We start from the raw sequence: 16402 nt of genomic DNA, 5'->3' as shown, positions 1-16402 counted from the left end.
CAGCCGCTGTTCGCCGTGAGCGGACAGATGCCGTGAGGCGTGTCGTGATCCTTGCGTATGCCGTGTCGTACCCGCCCAGTGTCCGCCCGCTCTGTTGCCGGCGCGTTTCACCTCCGTCTCGCACGGGTCGCCGAGGTCGGGTCATGCCGGCAGGGCGAGGTCGCCCGACCTGCTCGGGAAGTGTCGGCGCCACTCGTGCCGGAGCCGGGGCACCGGCATACCTGCTCGGCGCATGGCCCGCGTGATCCTCGCGAGCGTGTTCGCCGGTGTCGAGTAGATGTCCCGGGACACGACCACGAGCCGGCGGATCTGCTCGTCGTCCAGCGCCTCGTCGCGGCCGATGTCGCTGAGCCACTGCTCGTCCGACTCGGCGTGCTGCCTGCCGTCGTACTCGATGATCAGTCGGAAGGGGAGGTAGGAGAGGTCGTAGCGCCGCAGCAAGGTCCCGCCGTCGTCGTGCACCCGGTGGTCCACCTCGGGCTCGGGAAGCCCGGCGAGGACGATGAGCAGCCGCAGGCGCGTCTCCATCGGTGAGTCGACACCCGCGCGGACGAGCGCCGCTGCCCGGCGGGCCAGTCGGGAGTACGGCCCTCGACGGGCACGGGTAGCCGACACGAGCTCATCCGGGGTCGTCCGTCGGCGCCGCACCAAGGAGTCACCCAGCACGACCAGGTCGACGAGGGTCAGGCAGTGGGCCAGGTCCAGGAACGTCTGCACCGGCGACGTCATCCGGATGCCTCGCCACAGCACCACCTGCTGCTCCGCCTTCGCCCGGTGCCCCGTCAACCCGGCTCCCTTGACCCGCAACCGACGCGAGGTCACATGGACGTCGGGGTGGTCGGGCGCCACTGCCCCCAGGAGCCGGGCAGCCGTGTGGTGCGAGACGTAGCTTCCTTGCTCGGCGACCAGCAATGCGGCCTCGGCGAGCTCGAGGTCGCCCACCGGGGTTCGATGTCGGACGTAGACCCCGTGGAAGAGCGCCCGGTAGCCGCGGCGCAGCTGGCCGTCCGACAGGTGTCTCGCCTCGGACCGAAGAAACGGCCGTCCCTCGTTCAGGGTCATGGCCCGACCATCTCCCAAGGGCGAGGACCCCTGCCCGCGCTCTCCACAGCACCGTCGGTTTGGGGGCCGCGGCGCCCGAGGGTGCGGGGTTTGGCGCCTGACCCCGTCGGTTTGGGGGCCGCGGCGCCCGAAGGTGGGGGTCGGCGCGAGAGCTGCGCCTTGGCTGGGTTGGCGTACGCCTCGTGGCGGGGTCAGGCTTTTCGGTGGGCGAAACGGTCGTGGAGGTCGCGGACCTCGGCCTCGAGCTCGGGGGCCGGCCCGTCGACGACCGCGCCCGGCACGACGTCGCGGATCGACAGCGCCGCGACCGGGGACGGGGCCGAGCCCCACGCCGACCGCCACGCGGTCAGCTGGGCCGAGCCCACGGCATACGCGATCCGGCCGAGGCCGACCCAGGCGTGCGCGGCCGAGCACATGGGGCAGTGCTCACCCGAGGTGTAGACCGTCGCGGCCGCCCGCTCCGAGGCGGTCAGGTGGGCACCCGCCCAGCGGGCGATGGCGAACTCGGGGTGCTGGGTGGCCTCCAGCGCGACGACGTGGTTGTGGTCCTCGAAGAGCACCTCGCCGTCGCCCGACACGAGGACGGAGCCGAACGGCTCGTCCCCGCGCTCCAGGGCGAGGCGTGCGAGCGAGACCGCCCGGCGCAGGTGCTCGAGGTCGGTGGCGTCGAGGCTCATGCGACCCTCCCGGTGACGAGGGCGAACGTGACGAACGCGCCGCCGTCGGCCTCGAGCATCCCCTGCACCGGCGAGCTGGCCTGTCCCTTGAGCTCCATGACGGCACGTTCCCACAGCAGCCAGTTCGCGCACGCGTCCGGCTGGTTGCGGGCCGTGACGGTCGTGAAGGCGCGGCTGAACTCCCACTGGCTGCGCAGCCAGTCCGCCGTGTGCCAGGCCGCGGACTCGGCGCCGACGACGCGGTCGATGTGCTCGGGGATCTCGCCCAGCTCGCGCACCTCGGTCGTCAGGGCGGGCGTCGCGACCCCGAGCTGGCCGCCCGGCTTGAGGAAGGTCGCGAGGTAGGGCGGGTAGTGGTCGCCGGTGCCGAAGTACTCCCACGCGTCGATGCTCAGGACGGCGTCGAACGAGCCCCGGCCGAAGGGGAGCGCGTGCGCGTCGACCCGCATCGCGAGGACGCGGTCGTCGACGCCCTCCTTGCGGAAGACCGCGGCAGCCTCGGTGGGGTCGACCCACAGGTCGGCGGCCACGACGCTGACGCCGTACTCCCGCGCGAGGAAGACCGACGTCGCGCCCAGCCCCGAGCCGAGGTCGAGGACGCGCATGCCGGGCCGGAGGTCGAGGTCGGCGGCGAGGTCCTCGAGCAGCCACAGCGGGTGGGGGCCCATGTCGAGGTCGACGAGCCACTTCGCGTCGTAGCCGTTCGACTTCGGGTAGGCGTCGCGGGTCAGGTGGTCGAGGGCTGGCATGACCCGATCCTCCGGGACGAACCCCGATGGCGTCGACCCGGTTCCATGCGGCGAGAAGCGGCCTCTCGACCGTGACCGGGCTGCCACACGTGGCCCGTCGACGGTCGGCGCGGCGCCTTGTCGCGTCAGGGCGCGGCCACGAGGCGCTCCGGGGTGAGGTCGGCGAGCGACGTGCACCCCGTGAGCGCCAGCTGGAGGTCGAGCTCGGCGCGCAGGTTGCGCAGCACCTCCGACACCCCGTCGGCGCCGGCGAGGGCCAGACCGTAGACGTGTGGTCGCCCGACGCCGACGGCTGACGCGCCCAGCGCCAGGGCGACGAACGCGTCTGCGCCGCAACGGATCCCGCTGTCGAAGACGATCGGCGCATCCGACCCTGCACCGCGCACGGCCTCGACGACGCCGGGCAGGGCGTCGAGCGCGGCGACCGACCGGTCGACCTGCCGGCCGCCGTGGTTGGAGACGTAGACGCCGTCGACCCCGGCGTCCACGGCGCGTCGGGCGTCGTCGGGGTGCAGGATCCCCTTGAGCACGATCGGCAGGCTCGTCATGGCCCGCAGCCGCGGTAGGTCGTCCCACGTCAGCGAGGGTCGGCTGAAGACGTCGAGGAACGTCTCGACCGCGGCGCGCGGCTCGGGCGCCGTGAGGTTGTGCCGGGTGTCGCCCGGGTGGTTGCGGCTCATCGACACGAGCGTCGCGACCGCGGCCGGCGTGGGTCGCGGTCGGACCGCCGGCCCGGCGGCCGCCACCCGCTCGCGGACGAGCCGCTGGAAGACGGGGTCCGACGTGTACTGGGCGATGCCCTCGCCGCGGGCGAACGGCAGGTGCCCGAGGTCGAGGTCGCGTGGACGCCAGCCGAGGTATGCCGTGTCGAGGGTGACGACGAGGGCGTCGCTGCCGCACGCCTCGGCGCGCGAGACGAGGCTCTCGACGAGGTCGTCGTCGCTGCTCCAGTAGAGCTGGTACCAGTGCCCCGAGCCGGCGAGGGTGCGCGCGACGTCCTCCATCGGCACCGAGGCCTGGGTGCTGAGGATCTGGGTGACGCGCTGCTCGCGGGCGCCGCGGGCGACGGCGAGGTCGGCCTCGTCGTCGGCCATCGACAGGACCCCGACCGGGGCGACGAGGAAGGGGCTCTCGTGGCGACGCCCGAAGAGCTCGACGGACGTGTCGCGCTCGGTCGTGTCGACGAGCATCCGGGGCACGACGCGCCACCTCGAGAAGGCTGAGACGTTCGCGTCGGCGCTCGCCTCGGAGCCGGCCGAGCCTGCGACGTAGGCGAACCCGCGCTTCGACATGACCTTGCGGGCCGCCGCCTCGAGCTGCGTGCCGTCGGTCGGGACCGCCGGGCGGCGGCCGAAGGCACCGGCCCGGTAGATGGCCGACTGGACGGTCCGTCCGATGCCCTCCTGCGGCATACGAGCTCCTCTGGTCGCACGGCCCCGGGCCGCGACGGTGCGGTCCGGGTGCTGCGCCCATCCTGCTATGTGGTCGACCCGGGGGTCACCACGAGATCGAGATGTTCTCGCGCCACCAGCGCTCGAGCTCCGTGACGGGCCGCGTGGGCTCGACCGGCTCGGCAGCGCCGCGGCTCCACAGCCGCAGGTAGAGGTCGACGGGGTCGCCGGCCAGGACGTGGTCGGCGTCGGCCCCACCCGAACCACCGGACCCCGAGCGGACCCGGCTGGTCCGGATCGGCCGGCCGGTGTCGAGGTCGACGAGCCAGGCGACGTCGGCGCCGTCGGGGCGCACGAGCAGCCGGGTCGGGGCGCCGGGCGAGGCTCCCTCCTTGCGGCGGGTGACGAAGCCGACGAGCAGCTCGTCGATACCGTCGAGCGCGACGGCGGGCCGGATCCACGTCTCGTCGGCGCGCGCGGGCCGTCCGAGCCGGGCCCCGAGCGCGTCGACGGCGTGGACCGTCGTCTCGTGGCACTGCCGGCGCGTCCAGAAGAGCCGCGGGGCAGGCGCGTCCTTGAGGAACACGACCGCGTCGAGGTCGTCCGGCGCATCGACGATCGCCTGCAGCAGCGCCGTCGCCCCGTCGTCGAACCAGCCGAGCACGTCGGCGGACCGGCGCCCCTCGCGCTCGAGCGGCTCCGGCTCGACGGGCTCGCCGCGCAGGTGGCTCGCGGCCCAGCGGTGGACCATGCCCTGGTGGGCGACGAGGTCGAGCACCGTCCAGTCGGGGCACGTGGGGACGGGTGCGTCGAGGCCAGCAGCCATCGCGTTGGCGCGCAGCACGGTCGCGGCACCCCCGAGGGCCTCGCCGAGGTCGTCGAGGCTCAGGCCGAGTGGTCCGGGCGCGGCGAGGGCGGCGTCGTCGATCGTGGACATCAGAGTCCCTGCACGTCCCGGGCCAGCAGCGCGAGCGCCGTCGAGCCCTTGTCGGTGGCGACCTTCGCGTCGCCGGACGAGTAGGTGAGGCGCACGAGCACGTTGCCCACCTGCACGACGCCGACGTAGTCGTGGCGCGTCTCGTCCGGGGACGTCCGGGTCACGTCGACCCGGCCGAGCGGCATACCCTCCGCCACGTCGCGGCGCTGGTTGGCGATGGTCGTCGTGACGCCCTTGGCCGGCCGGGGCGCCCGGCACACCTGCGCCGCGACGAGCAGCGGCTCGGCCGCCTTCGCGGCCGACGAGAGGTCGGGGAAGGTGATCGCGGCGACGTCGGCGCGGACTCCTCCGGGCCCCTCCCAGGAGCGGGCGTATGCCGTCGGGCCGACGTCCCGGGCCACGGTGGGCCCGTTCGGGCACGACGTGAGGACGGCCTCCGTCACCGACTCGTCGTCCGTGCGGGTGAGCCCCCTGAGGTCGTGGCCACGGAGGTAGGAGGTGACGACGGCGGTGGCGTGCACGCGGGGTGGCACGACGCTCGAGGGCGGCGTGAGCGGCGCGTCGTCAGCGGCTGGGCTCGTCGAGGCGCCGGTGGCGCCTGCCGTTCCGGTCGCGCCTGCCGGGCTGGTGGCGGCGGACGGCGTCGCGACCGGCTGGCCGCACGCGGCGAGCACGAGAGGCAGCGCTGCGGCCGCGAGGGCGGCGGGCGCGGGTCGTCGGGTGGCGGTCGGGCGAGCCATGGCAGCGAGTCTGCCGCATGCCCCGAGGAGGACCCCGAGGGACCGGGCGGGCGGCGTGCGTGCCGCAGGAGCGGAGGGGACCGGCGGGCGCTGGCTGCCGGCGGCGGTAGATTTGCCCGGCGGGACGGTCACCACCGTCCGCCGCCGTGACCCGAGCGACATCCCGAGCACCACCCGGAGGCCCCCGTGGACGCCAGCGACCTGCTGCGCAACTCGCTCCTGCAGCTGTCCAAGCAGGAGAAGATCCGAGACGTCATCGAGAAGGCGCCCGTGTCGCGCTCGGTCGTCAAGCGCTTCGTGCCCGGTGCCGAGCGTGCCGACGTCGTCGGGGCCGCCTCCGAGATCGCGGCGTCCGGCCGCCTCTCGACGATCGACTACCTCGGCGAGGACACGACCGACCTCGCCCAGGCCCGGCACACGCGCGACGCCTACCTCTCGCTGCTGGCGGCGCTGCGCGACCAGGGCCTCACCGAGGGCGGCTCCGTCGAGGTATCGCTCAAGCTGAGCGCGCTCGGGCAGGCGCTGCCGGGCGACGGCAACGCCATCGCCCTCGACCACGCTCGTGAGATCTGCGAGCTGGCCAAGCAGGGCGGCACGACCGTGACCCTCGACATGGAGGACCACACGACCACCGACCTGACCCTCGACGCCCTGCGCGAGCTGCGGGCCGACTTCCCGACCGTGGGCGCCGTCGTCCAGGCCTACCTCTACCGCACCGAGGCCGACTGCCGGGACCTCGCCCACGCCGGGTCCCGTGTCCGGCTCTGCAAGGGCGCCTACAAGGAGCCCGAGTCGGTCGCCTTCCAGTCCGGAGCCGACGTCGACAAGTCCTACGTCCGGTGCCTCAAGATCCTCATGCAGGGCGAGGGCTACCCGATGGTGGCCTCGCACGACCCGAGGCTCATCGAGATCGCCGGCGCGCTCGCGGGCCAGGCCGGTCGCGACCCGAGGTCGTTCGAGTACCAGATGCTCTACGGCATCCGCCCCGAGGAGCAGAAGCGGATCTCCGACCGCGGCGACCAGATGCGCGTCTACATCCCCTACGGCCAGGAGTGGTACGGCTACCTCATGCGCCGGATGGCCGAGAAGCCCGCCAACGTCATGTTCTTCCTGCGCGGCGTCGCGACCAAGAGCTGAGCGGAGACCCACGATGACGACGACGGCCATCTTCGGCGCGGGGGTCATGGGCGAGACCCTCGTCTCCGGCCTCATCCGCTCGGGCCGCACGCCCGGCGACCTCGTCGTCACCGGACGCACGCCGGAGAAGGTCAACGCCCTCGCCGAGCGCCACGGGGTGCGGGTGCTGGCCAACGCCGAGGCGGCCGACGTCGCCGACACGCTCGTGCTGTGCGTCAAGCCGCAGGACATGGCGGCGCTGCTCGACGAGATCCACGACCACGTCGCCCCCGGCAACGCCGTCATCTCGCTGGCTGCCGGCATCACGACGGAGTTCCTCGAGTCGCGGCTGCCCGAGGGCACGTCGGTCATCCGCGTCATGCCCAACACCCCGGCGCTCGTCGACCAGGGGATGGCCGGCATCTCGCCCGGCAGCCACTGCACCGACGACCACCTCGCCGAGGCCGAGGCGCTGCTCAGCTCGTGCGGCCGGGTCGTCCGGCTCGCCGAGAAGCACCTCGACGCCGTCACGGCGATCTCCGGCAGCGGCCCCGCCTACATCTTCTACGTCGTCGAGGCGATGATCGAGGCCGGCGTCGTGCTCGGTCTGCCGCGGGCCACGGCCACCGAGCTCGTCGTGCAGACGCTCTACGGGGCGGCGACGATGCTCAAGGAGACCCGGGAGCACCCGACGGTCCTGCGCGAGCAGGTCAGCTCGCCCGGCGGCACGACGGTGGCGGCCCTGCGCCAGCTCGACGACCACAAGGTCCGGGCCGCGTTCGTCACGGCCATCGAGGCCGCAGCGGCCCGCTCGAAACAGCTGGCGTCCGGGCAGGTCTGAGGGCATCGTGGGGTGATGGCCGAGCCCCACACCCACGACCAGCGCCTCCACCTGCACCCCGTCTCGCCGGAGGACTGGGAGTCGCACCGCGACGTCCGGCTCGCGATGCTCCAGGAGGCCCCCGACGCCTTCTGGTTCACCTATGCCGACGAGGCCGCCTACGACGAGGCCGACTGGCGCCAGCGGATCGAGGGCGCCTGGCTCGTGCAGGCCCGTGACGCCTCGGGGGTGCTCGGCAGCGCGGGGCTCGGTTCCCACTGGGAGCCCGAGCGGGCCACGACCGCAACGCTGTTCGGCATGTACGTCGCCCCGGAGGCCCGCGGGCGTGGTGTCGGCGAGGCCCTGGTCCGAGCCGTCCTCGAGCAGGCGAGGCGCCTCGGCAAGACCGAGGTCGTGCTCGAGGTGACGAGCTCCAACGTGGTCGCCGAGGGGTTGTACGCGCGGTGCGGGTTCGTGCGCAGCGGCGCGGTCCACGACCACCCGCGGCGCCCGGACCTGCGCGAGATCGAGATGGTCCACCGCTTCTGAGTCACCCTGTCGGCCAGTCGGTCCCGAGGTGCACCCGAACGTTCACCGCCCCGCGGGTGCGGTCCGACAGGCTGTCGTGCGAAGGTGGACCCATGAGCGACATCACCGTGCGTCCCCTCGGCGAGGACGACTGGGAGGACTACCGTTCCGTCCGCCTCGCCGCACTGCGTGAATCGCCCGAGGCGTTCGTGGCTTCGGTCGACGAGGAAGAGTCCTATGGCGAGGACTTCTGGCGTGAACGCATGCAGCGCTCCGCACGGCTCGTGGCCGAGCGTGGCGGCCGCGCCGTCGGCGTGGTGAGCATCGGCACCGCCAAGGAGAGCGACGGCACGGCCGGCGAGCTCTTCGGGCTGTGGGTGCGCCCCGAGGCCCGCGGCTCGGGCGTCGCCACCCACCTCGTCAAGGACGGCGCCTCCCTCGCCGCCGAGCGCGGTCACTCCCACCTCGTCTACTGGGTCGGCACCGAGAACGGCCGTGCCGTCGCCTTCGCGAGCGGCATGGGCTTCCGCCCCACCGACTACCGCCGGCCGATGGGTGTCGTCAGCGAGGAGGACGGCGAGGAGGAGATCGCCATGGTCCTGCCGCTCGGCGTCGACCACGGACCGACGCTTCGCCTCTGAGCCGGCGGCGCGCTCCGGCCGCAATGCGTTTCACGAACCCACCGTCCCCGCGCTCGGGACGGTGGGTTCGTCTGTGCCGGAAACGAGCCCGGCGTCAGGGGCGCGCGGCGAAACGCTCGATGAGCTCGACGGGCCCGCTGACGATGAGCATGTGGTGCGCCGAGATCTTCGTCTGCGGGACGGCGTACGTGAAGTCCTCGCCCGGTGCCTTGACGCCGACGACGGTGACGCCGTACTTGCGGCGGATCTGGCTCTGCTCCAGCGTGAAGCCGATCGTCTCGGCCGGCGGCTTCAGCTTGACGATGGCGAAGCCGTCGTCGAACTCGATGTAGTCGAGCATCTTGCCGTTGACGAGGTGGGCCACGCGGCGACCGGAGTCGGCCTCGGGCGAGATGACGTGGTGCACCCCGATGCGGTCGAGGATGCGCTTGTGCTCGGGTGAGAGGGCCTTCGCCCAGATCGAGGGGACGCCGGCGTCGACGAGGTTGGCCGCTGCGAGGACCGACGACTCGACGGACGAGCCGATGCCGACGATCGCGATCCGCGGCTGCGCGTGGCGGATCATGTCGAGTGCCGTCGACTGCGCCATGTCGGCGTGCACGACCTTGGCCACCTTGTTGACGTAGCTCTCGGCGATGGCGTTGTCGCGCTCGACGGCGATGACCCGGTGGCCGAGCTTGGTGAGCTCGAGAGCGACGGCCGAGCCGAAGCGTCCCAGCCCGATGACGATGACGTCGTCGTCGAAGAGCCGGTTGCGGCCCATGGGTGTTACCTCCGTCGTCCGTGGCGCGTTTCCGCGATAGCGTCTCAATCATGCCAACTCAGGCCCGGGTCGTCTGGGACTCCTCCTTCACGAGGTACGACTTCGGCCCCACGCACCCGATGGCGCCCGCTCGCCTGGACCTCACGGCCCGGCTCTGCGACGCCCTCGGTGTCTTCGACGTCGACGGCGTCGAGGTCGTCGGCGCCGAGGTGGCCACCGACGAGCTGCTGGCCACCGTCCACGACGACGACTACGTCGCCGCGGTCAAGGCCGCCTCGACCGACCCCTCCGCTGCCGACGACGCGTACGGCCTCGGCACCGAGGACGACCCGGCCTTCGTCGACATGCACGATGCCAGCGCCCGGGTCGTGTCCGGCACGGTCGACAGCTGTCGCGCCGTCTGGGAGGGCGAGGCCGAGCACGCCGTGAACTTCACGGGCGGCCTGCATCACGCGATGCGGGGCAAGGCGAGTGGCTTCTGCGTCTACAACGACATCGCCGTCGGCATCCAGTGGCTCCTCGACCACGGCGCCGAACGTGTCGCCTACGTCGACGTCGACGTGCACCACGGCGACGGCGTCGAGCGGATCTTCTGGGACGACCCCAGGGTGCTGACGATCTCGGTCCACGAGACCGGCCGGGCCCTCTTCCCGGGCACCGGGTGGCCCAGTGACATCGGTGGTCCCGACGCGGAGGGCACCGCCGTCAACGTCGCGCTGCCGCCCGGCCTCAGCGACGCCGGCTGGCTGCGCGCCCTGCACGCCGTCGCCATGCCACTCATCCGCGCCTTCAAGCCCGACGTGCTCGTGACCCAGCACGGGTGCGACACCCACGCGGAGGACCCCCTCGCGCACTTCGCCGTCACGGTCGACGCGCAGCGGGCCGCGGCCGACGCGCTCCACCGCCTCTCGCACGAGGTGTGCGAGGGCCGCTGGGTCGCCCTCGGAGGTGGCGGCTACGAGGTGATCGGTGTCGTGCCCCGCACGTGGACGCACCTGACGGCCATCGCCGCCCACGCCCCGATCCCGACGAGCACCCCGGTCCCCGAGGACTGGCGTGCCCACGTCGAGCAGATCTTCGGCCGTCCGGGTCCGCGACGGATGGGCGACCTGACCGCCGAGGACGGGCCGCTCTGGTGGCGCTCGTGGGAGATGGGCTACGACCCCGCGAGCGAGGTCGACCGCGCCGTCATGGCGACGCGCACGGCCGTCTTCCCGCTGCACGGGCTCGACGTCCACTTCGACTGAGTTCTTGGCGCTCCGCTTCGCTTCGCGCGTGCCTCGGCGCCCTTCAGGCGTCGCCTTCCTCCGCTTCGCTCGCTCGTTCCTCGCTCGCTGCGCTGCGCCTTTGGCGCCTCGCTTCGCTGCGGCGCGTGCCGCGGCGCCCCTTTGACGTTGCCTTCCTCCGCTTCGCTCGCTCGTTCCTCGCTCGCTGCGCTGCGTCCAGGCAACGTCGGCGCCGCGGCTCTGTTGTCTGCGTCTCGTGTAGCTGCTTGTCTCCGGGAGGACGCCGGCGCCGGGCGTGGCCTGACAATCGGGTTGGTGGGCGGCGGGCTGAGCGCCTACCCTTGGCGCACGGCGACGACGGGCCTGACGATCCTGAGCCGAGCACGACCAGAGGCCGTCCGCGATCCGCGGCGGCGAAGGTGTGGTGGCACAGCGACATTCCCCATCGCCCACACCTCCGGGGCACCAACCCTCTGGAGGTGAACGGAATGCAACCAACCCAACCCACGACCCTTGCTCCGCGCGTGCTCGCGCGGGACCTCGCGTCCGTCGAACCCGGCGAGCGGGTCACGCTCGCCGGCTGGATCCACCGGCGCCGCGTCCTCGCGAGCGTCACGTTCCTCGTGCTGCGCGACCGCTCGGGCCTGGCCCAGGTCGTCGTCAAGGACCGCGAGACCGTCGACCAGCTCTCGGGTCTGCCCGAGGAGACCGTCGTCGAGGTGACCGGCACCGTGTCGGCCAACGAGTCGGCCCCCGGCGGTGCCGAGCTCGTGGAACCGGTGATCACCGCGCTCACCGAGCCGGCGGTCGCGCCACCCACCGAGCTGTGGCGCCCGACCTTCGGCGCCGGGCTGCCCACGCACCTCGACCACGCGGCGGTGACCCTGCGCCACCCGCGCCACCGGGCTGCCTGGCAGCTCGCGAGCGCGTCGATGCGAGGCTTCCGCGCTGCGCTCGGAAGCCTCGAGTTCACCGAGATCGCGACCCCGAAGCTCGTCGGCACGGCCACCGAGTCGGGGGCCAACGTCTTCACCGTCGACTACTTCGGACGCACGGCCTACCTCGCGCAGAGCCCGCAGCTCTACAAGCAGATGCTCGTCGGGGTCTTCGAGCGGGTCTTCGAGGTCGGTCCGGTCTTCCGGGCCGAGCCGCACGACACGGTGCGCCACCTCGCGCAGTACACCTCGCTCGACGCCGAGCTGGGCTTCATCCGTGACCACCACGACGTGCTCGCCGTCCTGCGCGAGGCGATCGCGGGCATGGTCGAGGGCATCCGGGAGTATGCCGCCGACGCCGCTGCGCTCCTGGGCGTGGAGCTGCCGCAGGTGCCGGAGCAGTTCCCCGTCCTCCACTTCAGCGACGCCCTCGCGAAGGTCGGCGCCGACCCGGACGAGCCCGACCTCAGCCCCGCGCACGAACGCGCGCTCAGCGAGTGGGCCAAGACGGCATACGGCTCGGACTTCCTTGCGGTGGAGGGCTATCCGATGGGCAAGCGGCCCTTCTACACGCACCCTCAGCCGGGCGACGAGCGGTGGAGCAACAGCTTCGACCTGCTCTTCCGCGGGCTCGAGCTGACGACCGGAGGGCAGCGCCTGCACCGGCCCTCGGACTACGCCGCGGCGATGGAGCGCACCGGGACCGACCCCGAGGTCCTGGCCGGCTACCTCGACGCCTTCGCCCACGGCATGCCTCCGCATGGCGGGTTCGCCATCGGTCTGGAAAGGTGGGTCGGGCGGCTGACGGGTGCCGAGAACATCCGCGAGGTCACCCTCTTCCCGCGTGACCTGCACCGTCTGGAGCCATGACGAGCCGGGAGATCCAACGTGATCTCACCGGCGTGTCGAGTTGCGCGTGATCGATTCGTTCTCTCGTTCGCTTCCCCTCCAGTCACATCTGCCCCTAATGTTGCTTCTTGCACCTGCGTGCAGTTTCGCCGGAGGGGAAGCCGTCGACGCGCGGGTGCAAACCCACCGAAGATCGGGGTAACACATGTCGAATGAGCGCCAGCTCGCCGAGGTGCGGTTTCTGACCGTCGCCGAGGTCGCCTCGATCATGCGCGTGTCGAAGATGACCGTCTACCGGCTCGTCCACGGCGGAGACCTTCCGGCCGTACGCGTCGGCCGCTCCTTCCGGGTTCCGGAGGATGCGGTGCACAAGTACCTCCAGACATCCTTCATCGACACCGCGTGACAGCAGCGTCACCACGCACCCGAGGGGGCGGCCGCGACCACCCGGTCCGGCCGCCCCCTCGGCGTTGGCGCAGGTGGGCGCGTCGACGCGCTTTTGGGTTAGGGAGCCCGCACGCGCTACCCTGTGAGCCTGTTCGGCTCGTGAAGTTCGACCTACCCTTCTCCGAGGGGTGTCGACGCAGGTCGGCACCAGCTCAGTTCGAGGACACGTCTCACGACAAGGACAAACATGGGTTCTGTCATCAAGAAGCGCCGCAAGCGGATGGCGAAGAAGAAGCACCGCAAGCTGCTGCGCAAGACGCGCCACCAGCGTCGCAACAAGAAGTGACCTGACCAGCTCAGGTATACCGGCGGGATCGCCCCGCACGCTCTCGACCCTCACCTCCGGTGGGGGTCGTTCGCGTTCCCGGGGTCAGTCGGACACCGAGCCTCGACGAGGGCCGACGGGAGCGCCGATGGAGAGCCTCGACACATCCGACCAACAGGTGCCACGCCCGGGTACGGATCGAGCAGGGTCTCGGTAGGCTGCGAGGGCGGGGGAGCGAGAACTCCTCCGCAGCGCGCGCCATCCTCGAGCCCGATCGAGCAGCGCCCGTGCACGACGTCCGCACCGACCGACGACAGGAGGATCCGATGGCCAAGGTCGTCCTGGTCACGGGGGTGTCCCGCTACCTCGGTGGCCTCTACGCCCGAAGGCTCTCGACGGATCCGTCGATCGAGCGCATCCTCGGCGTCGACGTCGTGCCGCCCAAGCACTCCATCGGCCGGGCCGAGTTCGTGCGCGCCGACATCCGCAACCCGATGATCGGGCGCATCATGGCGCAGGCCGAGGTCGACACGGTCGTGCACATGAACGTCATCGCGACGCCCAAGGACTCCGGCGGTCGGGTGACGCAGAAGGAGATCAACGTCATCGGCACGATGCAGCTGCTCGCCGCGTGCCAGAAGTCCGAGTCGGTCTCGCGACTCGTCGTGAAGTCGTCCGCTGCCGTCTACGGCTCCTCGCCCCGCGACCCGGCGATGTTCAGCGAGGACATGAACCCCAAGACCCTGCCGCGCACGGGATTCGGCAAGGACTCCGTGGAGGTCGAGGGCTACGTCAGGGGCTTCTCGCGGCGCCGGCCCGACGTCGAGATCACGATGCTGCGCCTGGCCAACGTCGTGGGACCGAGCATCCACACGGCCATCACCGACTACTTCTCGCTGCCACTCGTGCCGATCCCACTGGGCTACGACGCCCGCTTCCAGTTCATCCACGAGGACGACGCCACGGCGGCCATGATCCTCGCGACCACCGGACCGCCCGCCGGGATCGTCAACGTCGCCGGCGACGGTTTCCTCACCGTGACGCAGTGCACCGCCATCGCGCGGCGCCCCGTCGTCCCGGTGCCGCTCTCGGCCGCCGGTCTCATCGGCACCATCGTCAAGCGCAGCGGCTTCGCCGACTTCTCGTCAGACCAGCTGACCTTCCTCGCCTTCGGCCGGGGTCTCGACACGACCCGGATGCGCTCCGTCCTCGAGTTCGAGCCGCACTTCACCACGCGAGAGGCCTTCGAGGACTACGCGCGTCACCTGCGGCCCGCCGTGCCCGGCGTCGAAGGTGTCGGCGAGGTCGTCAGCGACGCCGCCGGTGGCACCGCCGCAGCCCTCTCCCGCGTCTTCGACAGGATCCAGCCGTGAGCGCCGACCCGAGCAAGGCCGCCGACTCGACGACGTCCGACGCGGCTGAGACGACGAAGGCCACGGCCGCGCCGTCGACCTCCACGACGGGCGCACCGAAGAAGCCGACGGGGACGAAGCCGACGGGGACGAAGTCGGCGAAGACGAAGCCCGCGAAGCCGGCCAAGGCGAAGACGCCTAAGACCCCGAAGGCCCCGAAAACGACGAAGAGGACCGCGCCGGCCACGAAGGCCGAGCCGGCCACGGTCACGAGCGAGAGGCCTGTCGCGACCTCGGGCCGCCCGGCCCGGGGAGCCTTCGCGGCCGGAGCGGCCCGTGCCTCGGGCGAGCGTCGGCGCCGCGCGGGGACGCCCCTCATCCCCACGGCGCCGGTCGAGGTGAGCGCCGCGCGACGCCTCGCGACCGGCGCGGGCGCCGACACCGTCGCCGACGACCTCATCGAGGCAGCGGTGACCGAGGGCCCGACCGAGCCCGAGTCCCGCCCCGTCCGGACGCCGTCGAGCCGGTCCGCGCGCGACGAGGTCCCGAGCGACGGGGGTGACGCCGCCGGACCCGCCGAAGCCTTCGAGTCCGCCGAGCCCGACGAAGCCTTCGAGGTCGCCGACATCACCGAGCCCGGGGACCCCGCCGACACCCTTCCGGCCGAGCCGACACCGCCACGGACCAGGCCGAGCCGCGCGTCGATGCGTTCGCCCCGTCGCGCGGGCGCGGGCGAGCCTGCCCGGCTGCGTGCCGTCCCGCCGGTCGAGGAGGTCGCCCAGCGCGGCGTCCGCCCCGAGACCGAGCCGGAGACACGGCATACGCCCGCTGGAGACGGAGGCGGCTGGGAGCACGCGCTGACGTCGGGGCTGCAGTCGCGGGCCGAGAAGCTCGTCGGCGCGGTGCTCGACGGGGCCGAGCTCAGCTCGGAGTCCCGCCCGGGCCCGGCCGAGCTCGTGGAGCTCGCCGTCAACGTGCTGCGCGCCGCCGCCACCTCGGCCGGGGTGCCCGCCGAGGAGGTCGAGCGCCAGGTCGCCGAGACCCTTGCCTACCTCCGGCGCCGGCTCACGGGCGACTACGTCGTCGACGAGTTCGGCTTCGACGAGGACTACACCGTCAACGTCCACCTGCCGCTGCTGCGCCCGCTCTACCGCTCGTGGTTCCGGGTCGAGGTGCGCGGCATCGAGAACATCCCCGACGTCGGCGGAGCCCTCGTCGTCGGCAACCACTCCGGCACCATCGCGATGGACTCCCTCATGACGCAGGTGGCCGTCTACGACGAGCACCCACGCAACCGGCACCTGCGGATGCTCGGCGCCGACCTCGTCTTCCAGATGCCCTTCATCGGCACCATGGCCCGGCGCTCGGGCACGACCCTTGCGGCCAACTCCGACGCCGAGCGCCTCCTCAGCAGCGGCGCCCTCGTCGGCGTCTGGCCCGAGGGCTTCAAGGGTGTCGGCAAGCCGTTCAGCGAGCGCTACAAGCTGCAGCGCTTCGGCCGCGGTGGGTTCGTCTCGGCCGCGCTGCGCGCCGGCGTGCCGATCGTGCCGGTGTCGATCGTGGGGGCCGAGGAGATCTACCCGATCCTCGGCAACATGCCCGCCGTCGCCCGGCTGCTCGGGCTGCCCTACGCCCCGATCACGCCGACGTTCCCGCTGCTCGGCCCCCTCGGCATGGTGCCGCTGCCGAGCAAGTGGCTCATCGAGTTCGGGCCGCCCATCGAGACCACGAGCTTCGGGCCCGACGCCGCCGACGACCCCATGCTCGTCTTCGACCTCACCGACCAGGTGCGCGAGACGATCCAGCAGACGCTCTACAGCCTGCTCATGCAGCGCAAGTCCGTCTTCCTCTGACCGGCGCCCGCCCGTGACCGCCGGTCGCGACGGAACCGCGAGGAGACCGAC

Annotated in this window: 17 protein-coding genes; 10 read left to right on the top strand and 7 right to left on the bottom strand. The window is 72.3% G+C overall.

Annotation, left to right across the window (positions count from 1 at the left end):
- Window positions 1-141: 141 nt before the first annotated feature.
- The 6 genes from ASE25_RS14965 to ASE25_RS14940 form a co-directional block, all read right to left on the bottom strand.
- Window positions 142-1062 carry a hypothetical protein gene (locus tag ASE25_RS14965; RefSeq protein ID WP_235508697.1) on the bottom strand — a complete coding sequence of 307 codons (921 nt, stop codon included), beginning with the start codon at window positions 1060-1062 and terminating at the stop codon, window positions 142-144.
- A 191-nt stretch (window positions 1063-1253) separates the two neighbouring features.
- Window positions 1254-1739, bottom strand: coding sequence for a nucleoside deaminase (locus ASE25_RS14960; protein ID WP_056826425.1), 486 nt, complete (start codon window positions 1737-1739; stop codon window positions 1254-1256).
- The gene (locus ASE25_RS14955) at window positions 1736-2488 is read right to left on the bottom strand and encodes a cyclopropane-fatty-acyl-phospholipid synthase family protein (RefSeq protein ID WP_056826423.1); all 753 of its coding nucleotides are present in this window, start codon (window positions 2486-2488) and stop codon (window positions 1736-1738) included. Before ASE25_RS14955 ends, ASE25_RS14960 begins: the two co-directional genes overlap by 4 nt.
- Window positions 2489-2613: 125 nt before the next feature.
- Window positions 2614-3900: a lactate 2-monooxygenase gene (locus tag ASE25_RS14950; RefSeq protein WP_056826421.1), complete on the bottom strand. Its 1287-nt coding sequence runs from the start codon at window positions 3898-3900 to the stop codon at window positions 2614-2616.
- Window positions 3901-3985: 85 nt separating this feature from the next.
- Window positions 3986-4816 carry a maleylpyruvate isomerase N-terminal domain-containing protein gene (locus ASE25_RS14945; protein ID WP_056773520.1) on the bottom strand — a complete coding sequence of 277 codons (831 nt, stop codon included), beginning with the start codon at window positions 4814-4816 and terminating at the stop codon, window positions 3986-3988.
- Window positions 4816-5556: a hypothetical protein gene (locus ASE25_RS14940; RefSeq protein WP_056826419.1), complete on the bottom strand. Its 741-nt coding sequence runs from the start codon at window positions 5554-5556 to the stop codon at window positions 4816-4818. Before ASE25_RS14940 ends, ASE25_RS14945 begins: the two co-directional genes overlap by 1 nt.
- Before the next feature lie 186 nt (window positions 5557-5742).
- Here ASE25_RS14940 and ASE25_RS14935 point away from each other — a divergent pair, with 186 nt between their 5' ends.
- The 4 genes from ASE25_RS14935 to ASE25_RS14920 all read left to right on the top strand — a co-directional run bounded on the left by ASE25_RS14935 (window position 5743) and on the right by ASE25_RS14920 (window position 8661).
- Complete coding sequence (locus tag ASE25_RS14935) at window positions 5743-6693, top strand: proline dehydrogenase family protein (RefSeq protein ID WP_157623449.1); 951 nt, start codon at window positions 5743-5745, stop codon at window positions 6691-6693.
- 13 nt (window positions 6694-6706) lie between these two features.
- Window positions 6707-7513: a pyrroline-5-carboxylate reductase gene (gene proC / locus ASE25_RS14930; RefSeq protein ID WP_056773514.1), complete on the top strand. Its 807-nt coding sequence runs from the start codon at window positions 6707-6709 to the stop codon at window positions 7511-7513.
- A 15-nt stretch (window positions 7514-7528) separates the two neighbouring features.
- Window positions 7529-8041, top strand: coding sequence for an N-acetyltransferase (locus ASE25_RS14925; RefSeq protein WP_056773511.1), 513 nt, complete (start codon window positions 7529-7531; stop codon window positions 8039-8041).
- A 92-nt stretch (window positions 8042-8133) separates the two neighbouring features.
- On the top strand, window positions 8134-8661 hold the full coding sequence (locus tag ASE25_RS14920) for a GNAT family N-acetyltransferase (protein WP_056826417.1): 528 nt from the start codon (window positions 8134-8136) through the stop codon (window positions 8659-8661).
- Window positions 8662-8755: 94 nt separating this feature from the next.
- Here the strand turns inward: ASE25_RS14920 and ASE25_RS14915 are convergent, their stop codons facing one another.
- Window positions 8756-9424 (bottom strand): TrkA family potassium uptake protein, encoded by a 669-nt coding sequence (locus ASE25_RS14915; RefSeq protein WP_056773504.1) that lies wholly within the window; start codon window positions 9422-9424, stop codon window positions 8756-8758.
- Between the two features lie 50 nt (window positions 9425-9474).
- On the opposite strand from ASE25_RS14915, the gene ASE25_RS14910 reads away from it, so the two are divergent.
- From ASE25_RS14910 to ASE25_RS14890, 6 genes are all read left to right on the top strand, one after another.
- Window positions 9475-10671: an acetoin utilization protein AcuC gene (locus ASE25_RS14910; RefSeq protein WP_056773502.1), complete on the top strand. Its 1197-nt coding sequence runs from the start codon at window positions 9475-9477 to the stop codon at window positions 10669-10671.
- Window positions 10672-11174: 503 nt separating this feature from the next.
- Window positions 11175-12455 (top strand): aspartate--tRNA(Asn) ligase, encoded by a 1281-nt coding sequence (gene aspS, locus ASE25_RS14905; protein ID WP_235508696.1) that lies wholly within the window; start codon window positions 11175-11177, stop codon window positions 12453-12455.
- A gap of 184 nt (window positions 12456-12639) precedes the next feature.
- Window positions 12640-12840 carry a helix-turn-helix domain-containing protein gene (locus ASE25_RS14900; protein WP_056773495.1) on the top strand — a complete coding sequence of 67 codons (201 nt, stop codon included), beginning with the start codon at window positions 12640-12642 and terminating at the stop codon, window positions 12838-12840.
- Between the two features lie 228 nt (window positions 12841-13068).
- Window positions 13069-13167, top strand: a complete 99-nt coding sequence (locus tag ASE25_RS22445) for a 30S ribosomal protein bS22 (RefSeq protein WP_003792170.1) — start codon at window positions 13069-13071, stop codon at window positions 13165-13167.
- Window positions 13168-13472: 305 nt separating this feature from the next.
- Window positions 13473-14519, top strand: a complete 1047-nt coding sequence (locus ASE25_RS14895) for an NAD-dependent epimerase/dehydratase family protein (RefSeq protein ID WP_056826649.1) — start codon at window positions 13473-13475, stop codon at window positions 14517-14519.
- On the top strand, window positions 14516-16351 hold the full coding sequence (locus tag ASE25_RS14890) for a lysophospholipid acyltransferase family protein (protein WP_056826413.1): 1836 nt from the start codon (window positions 14516-14518) through the stop codon (window positions 16349-16351). Before ASE25_RS14895 ends, ASE25_RS14890 begins: the two co-directional genes overlap by 4 nt.
- The last annotated feature ends 51 nt before the right edge of the window (window positions 16352-16402 follow it).

The sequence above is a fragment of the Terrabacter sp. Root85 genome, assembly GCF_001429185.1.
In the GTDB taxonomy this organism is placed as follows: domain Bacteria; phylum Actinomycetota; class Actinomycetes; order Actinomycetales; family Dermatophilaceae; genus Terrabacter.
Note: the sequence above shows the minus strand (reverse complement) of the source record. Positions and strands in the feature narration are given on the sequence as shown.

What these genes read in the sequence shown, in the direction of transcription:
- ASE25_RS14965 (WP_235508697.1), bottom strand. Translation starts at nt 1,062, where the DNA reads ATGACCCTGAACGAGGGACGGCCGTTTCTTCGGTCCGAGGCGAGACAC.
- ASE25_RS14960 (WP_056826425.1), bottom strand. Translation starts at nt 1,739, where the DNA reads ATGAGCCTCGACGCCACCGACCTCGAGCACCTGCGCCGGGCGGTCTCG.
- ASE25_RS14955 (WP_056826423.1), bottom strand. Translation starts at nt 2,488, where the DNA reads ATGCCAGCCCTCGACCACCTGACCCGCGACGCCTACCCGAAGTCGAAC.
- ASE25_RS14950 (WP_056826421.1), bottom strand. Translation starts at nt 3,900, where the DNA reads ATGCCGCAGGAGGGCATCGGACGGACCGTCCAGTCGGCCATCTACCGG.
- ASE25_RS14945 (WP_056773520.1), bottom strand. Translation starts at nt 4,816, where the DNA reads ATGTCCACGATCGACGACGCCGCCCTCGCCGCGCCCGGACCACTCGGC.
- ASE25_RS14940 (WP_056826419.1), bottom strand. Translation starts at nt 5,556, where the DNA reads ATGGCTCGCCCGACCGCCACCCGACGACCCGCGCCCGCCGCCCTCGCG.
- proC (WP_056773514.1), top strand. Translation starts at nt 6,707, where the DNA reads ATGACGACGACGGCCATCTTCGGCGCGGGGGTCATGGGCGAGACCCTC.
- ASE25_RS14925 (WP_056773511.1), top strand. Translation starts at nt 7,529, where the DNA reads ATGGCCGAGCCCCACACCCACGACCAGCGCCTCCACCTGCACCCCGTC.
- ASE25_RS14920 (WP_056826417.1), top strand. Translation starts at nt 8,134, where the DNA reads ATGAGCGACATCACCGTGCGTCCCCTCGGCGAGGACGACTGGGAGGAC.
- ASE25_RS14915 (WP_056773504.1), bottom strand. Translation starts at nt 9,424, where the DNA reads ATGGGCCGCAACCGGCTCTTCGACGACGACGTCATCGTCATCGGGCTG.
- ASE25_RS14910 (WP_056773502.1), top strand. Translation starts at nt 9,475, where the DNA reads ATGCCAACTCAGGCCCGGGTCGTCTGGGACTCCTCCTTCACGAGGTAC.
- ASE25_RS14900 (WP_056773495.1), top strand. Translation starts at nt 12,640, where the DNA reads ATGTCGAATGAGCGCCAGCTCGCCGAGGTGCGGTTTCTGACCGTCGCC.
- ASE25_RS22445 (WP_003792170.1), top strand. Translation starts at nt 13,069, where the DNA reads ATGGGTTCTGTCATCAAGAAGCGCCGCAAGCGGATGGCGAAGAAGAAG.
- ASE25_RS14895 (WP_056826649.1), top strand. Translation starts at nt 13,473, where the DNA reads ATGGCCAAGGTCGTCCTGGTCACGGGGGTGTCCCGCTACCTCGGTGGC.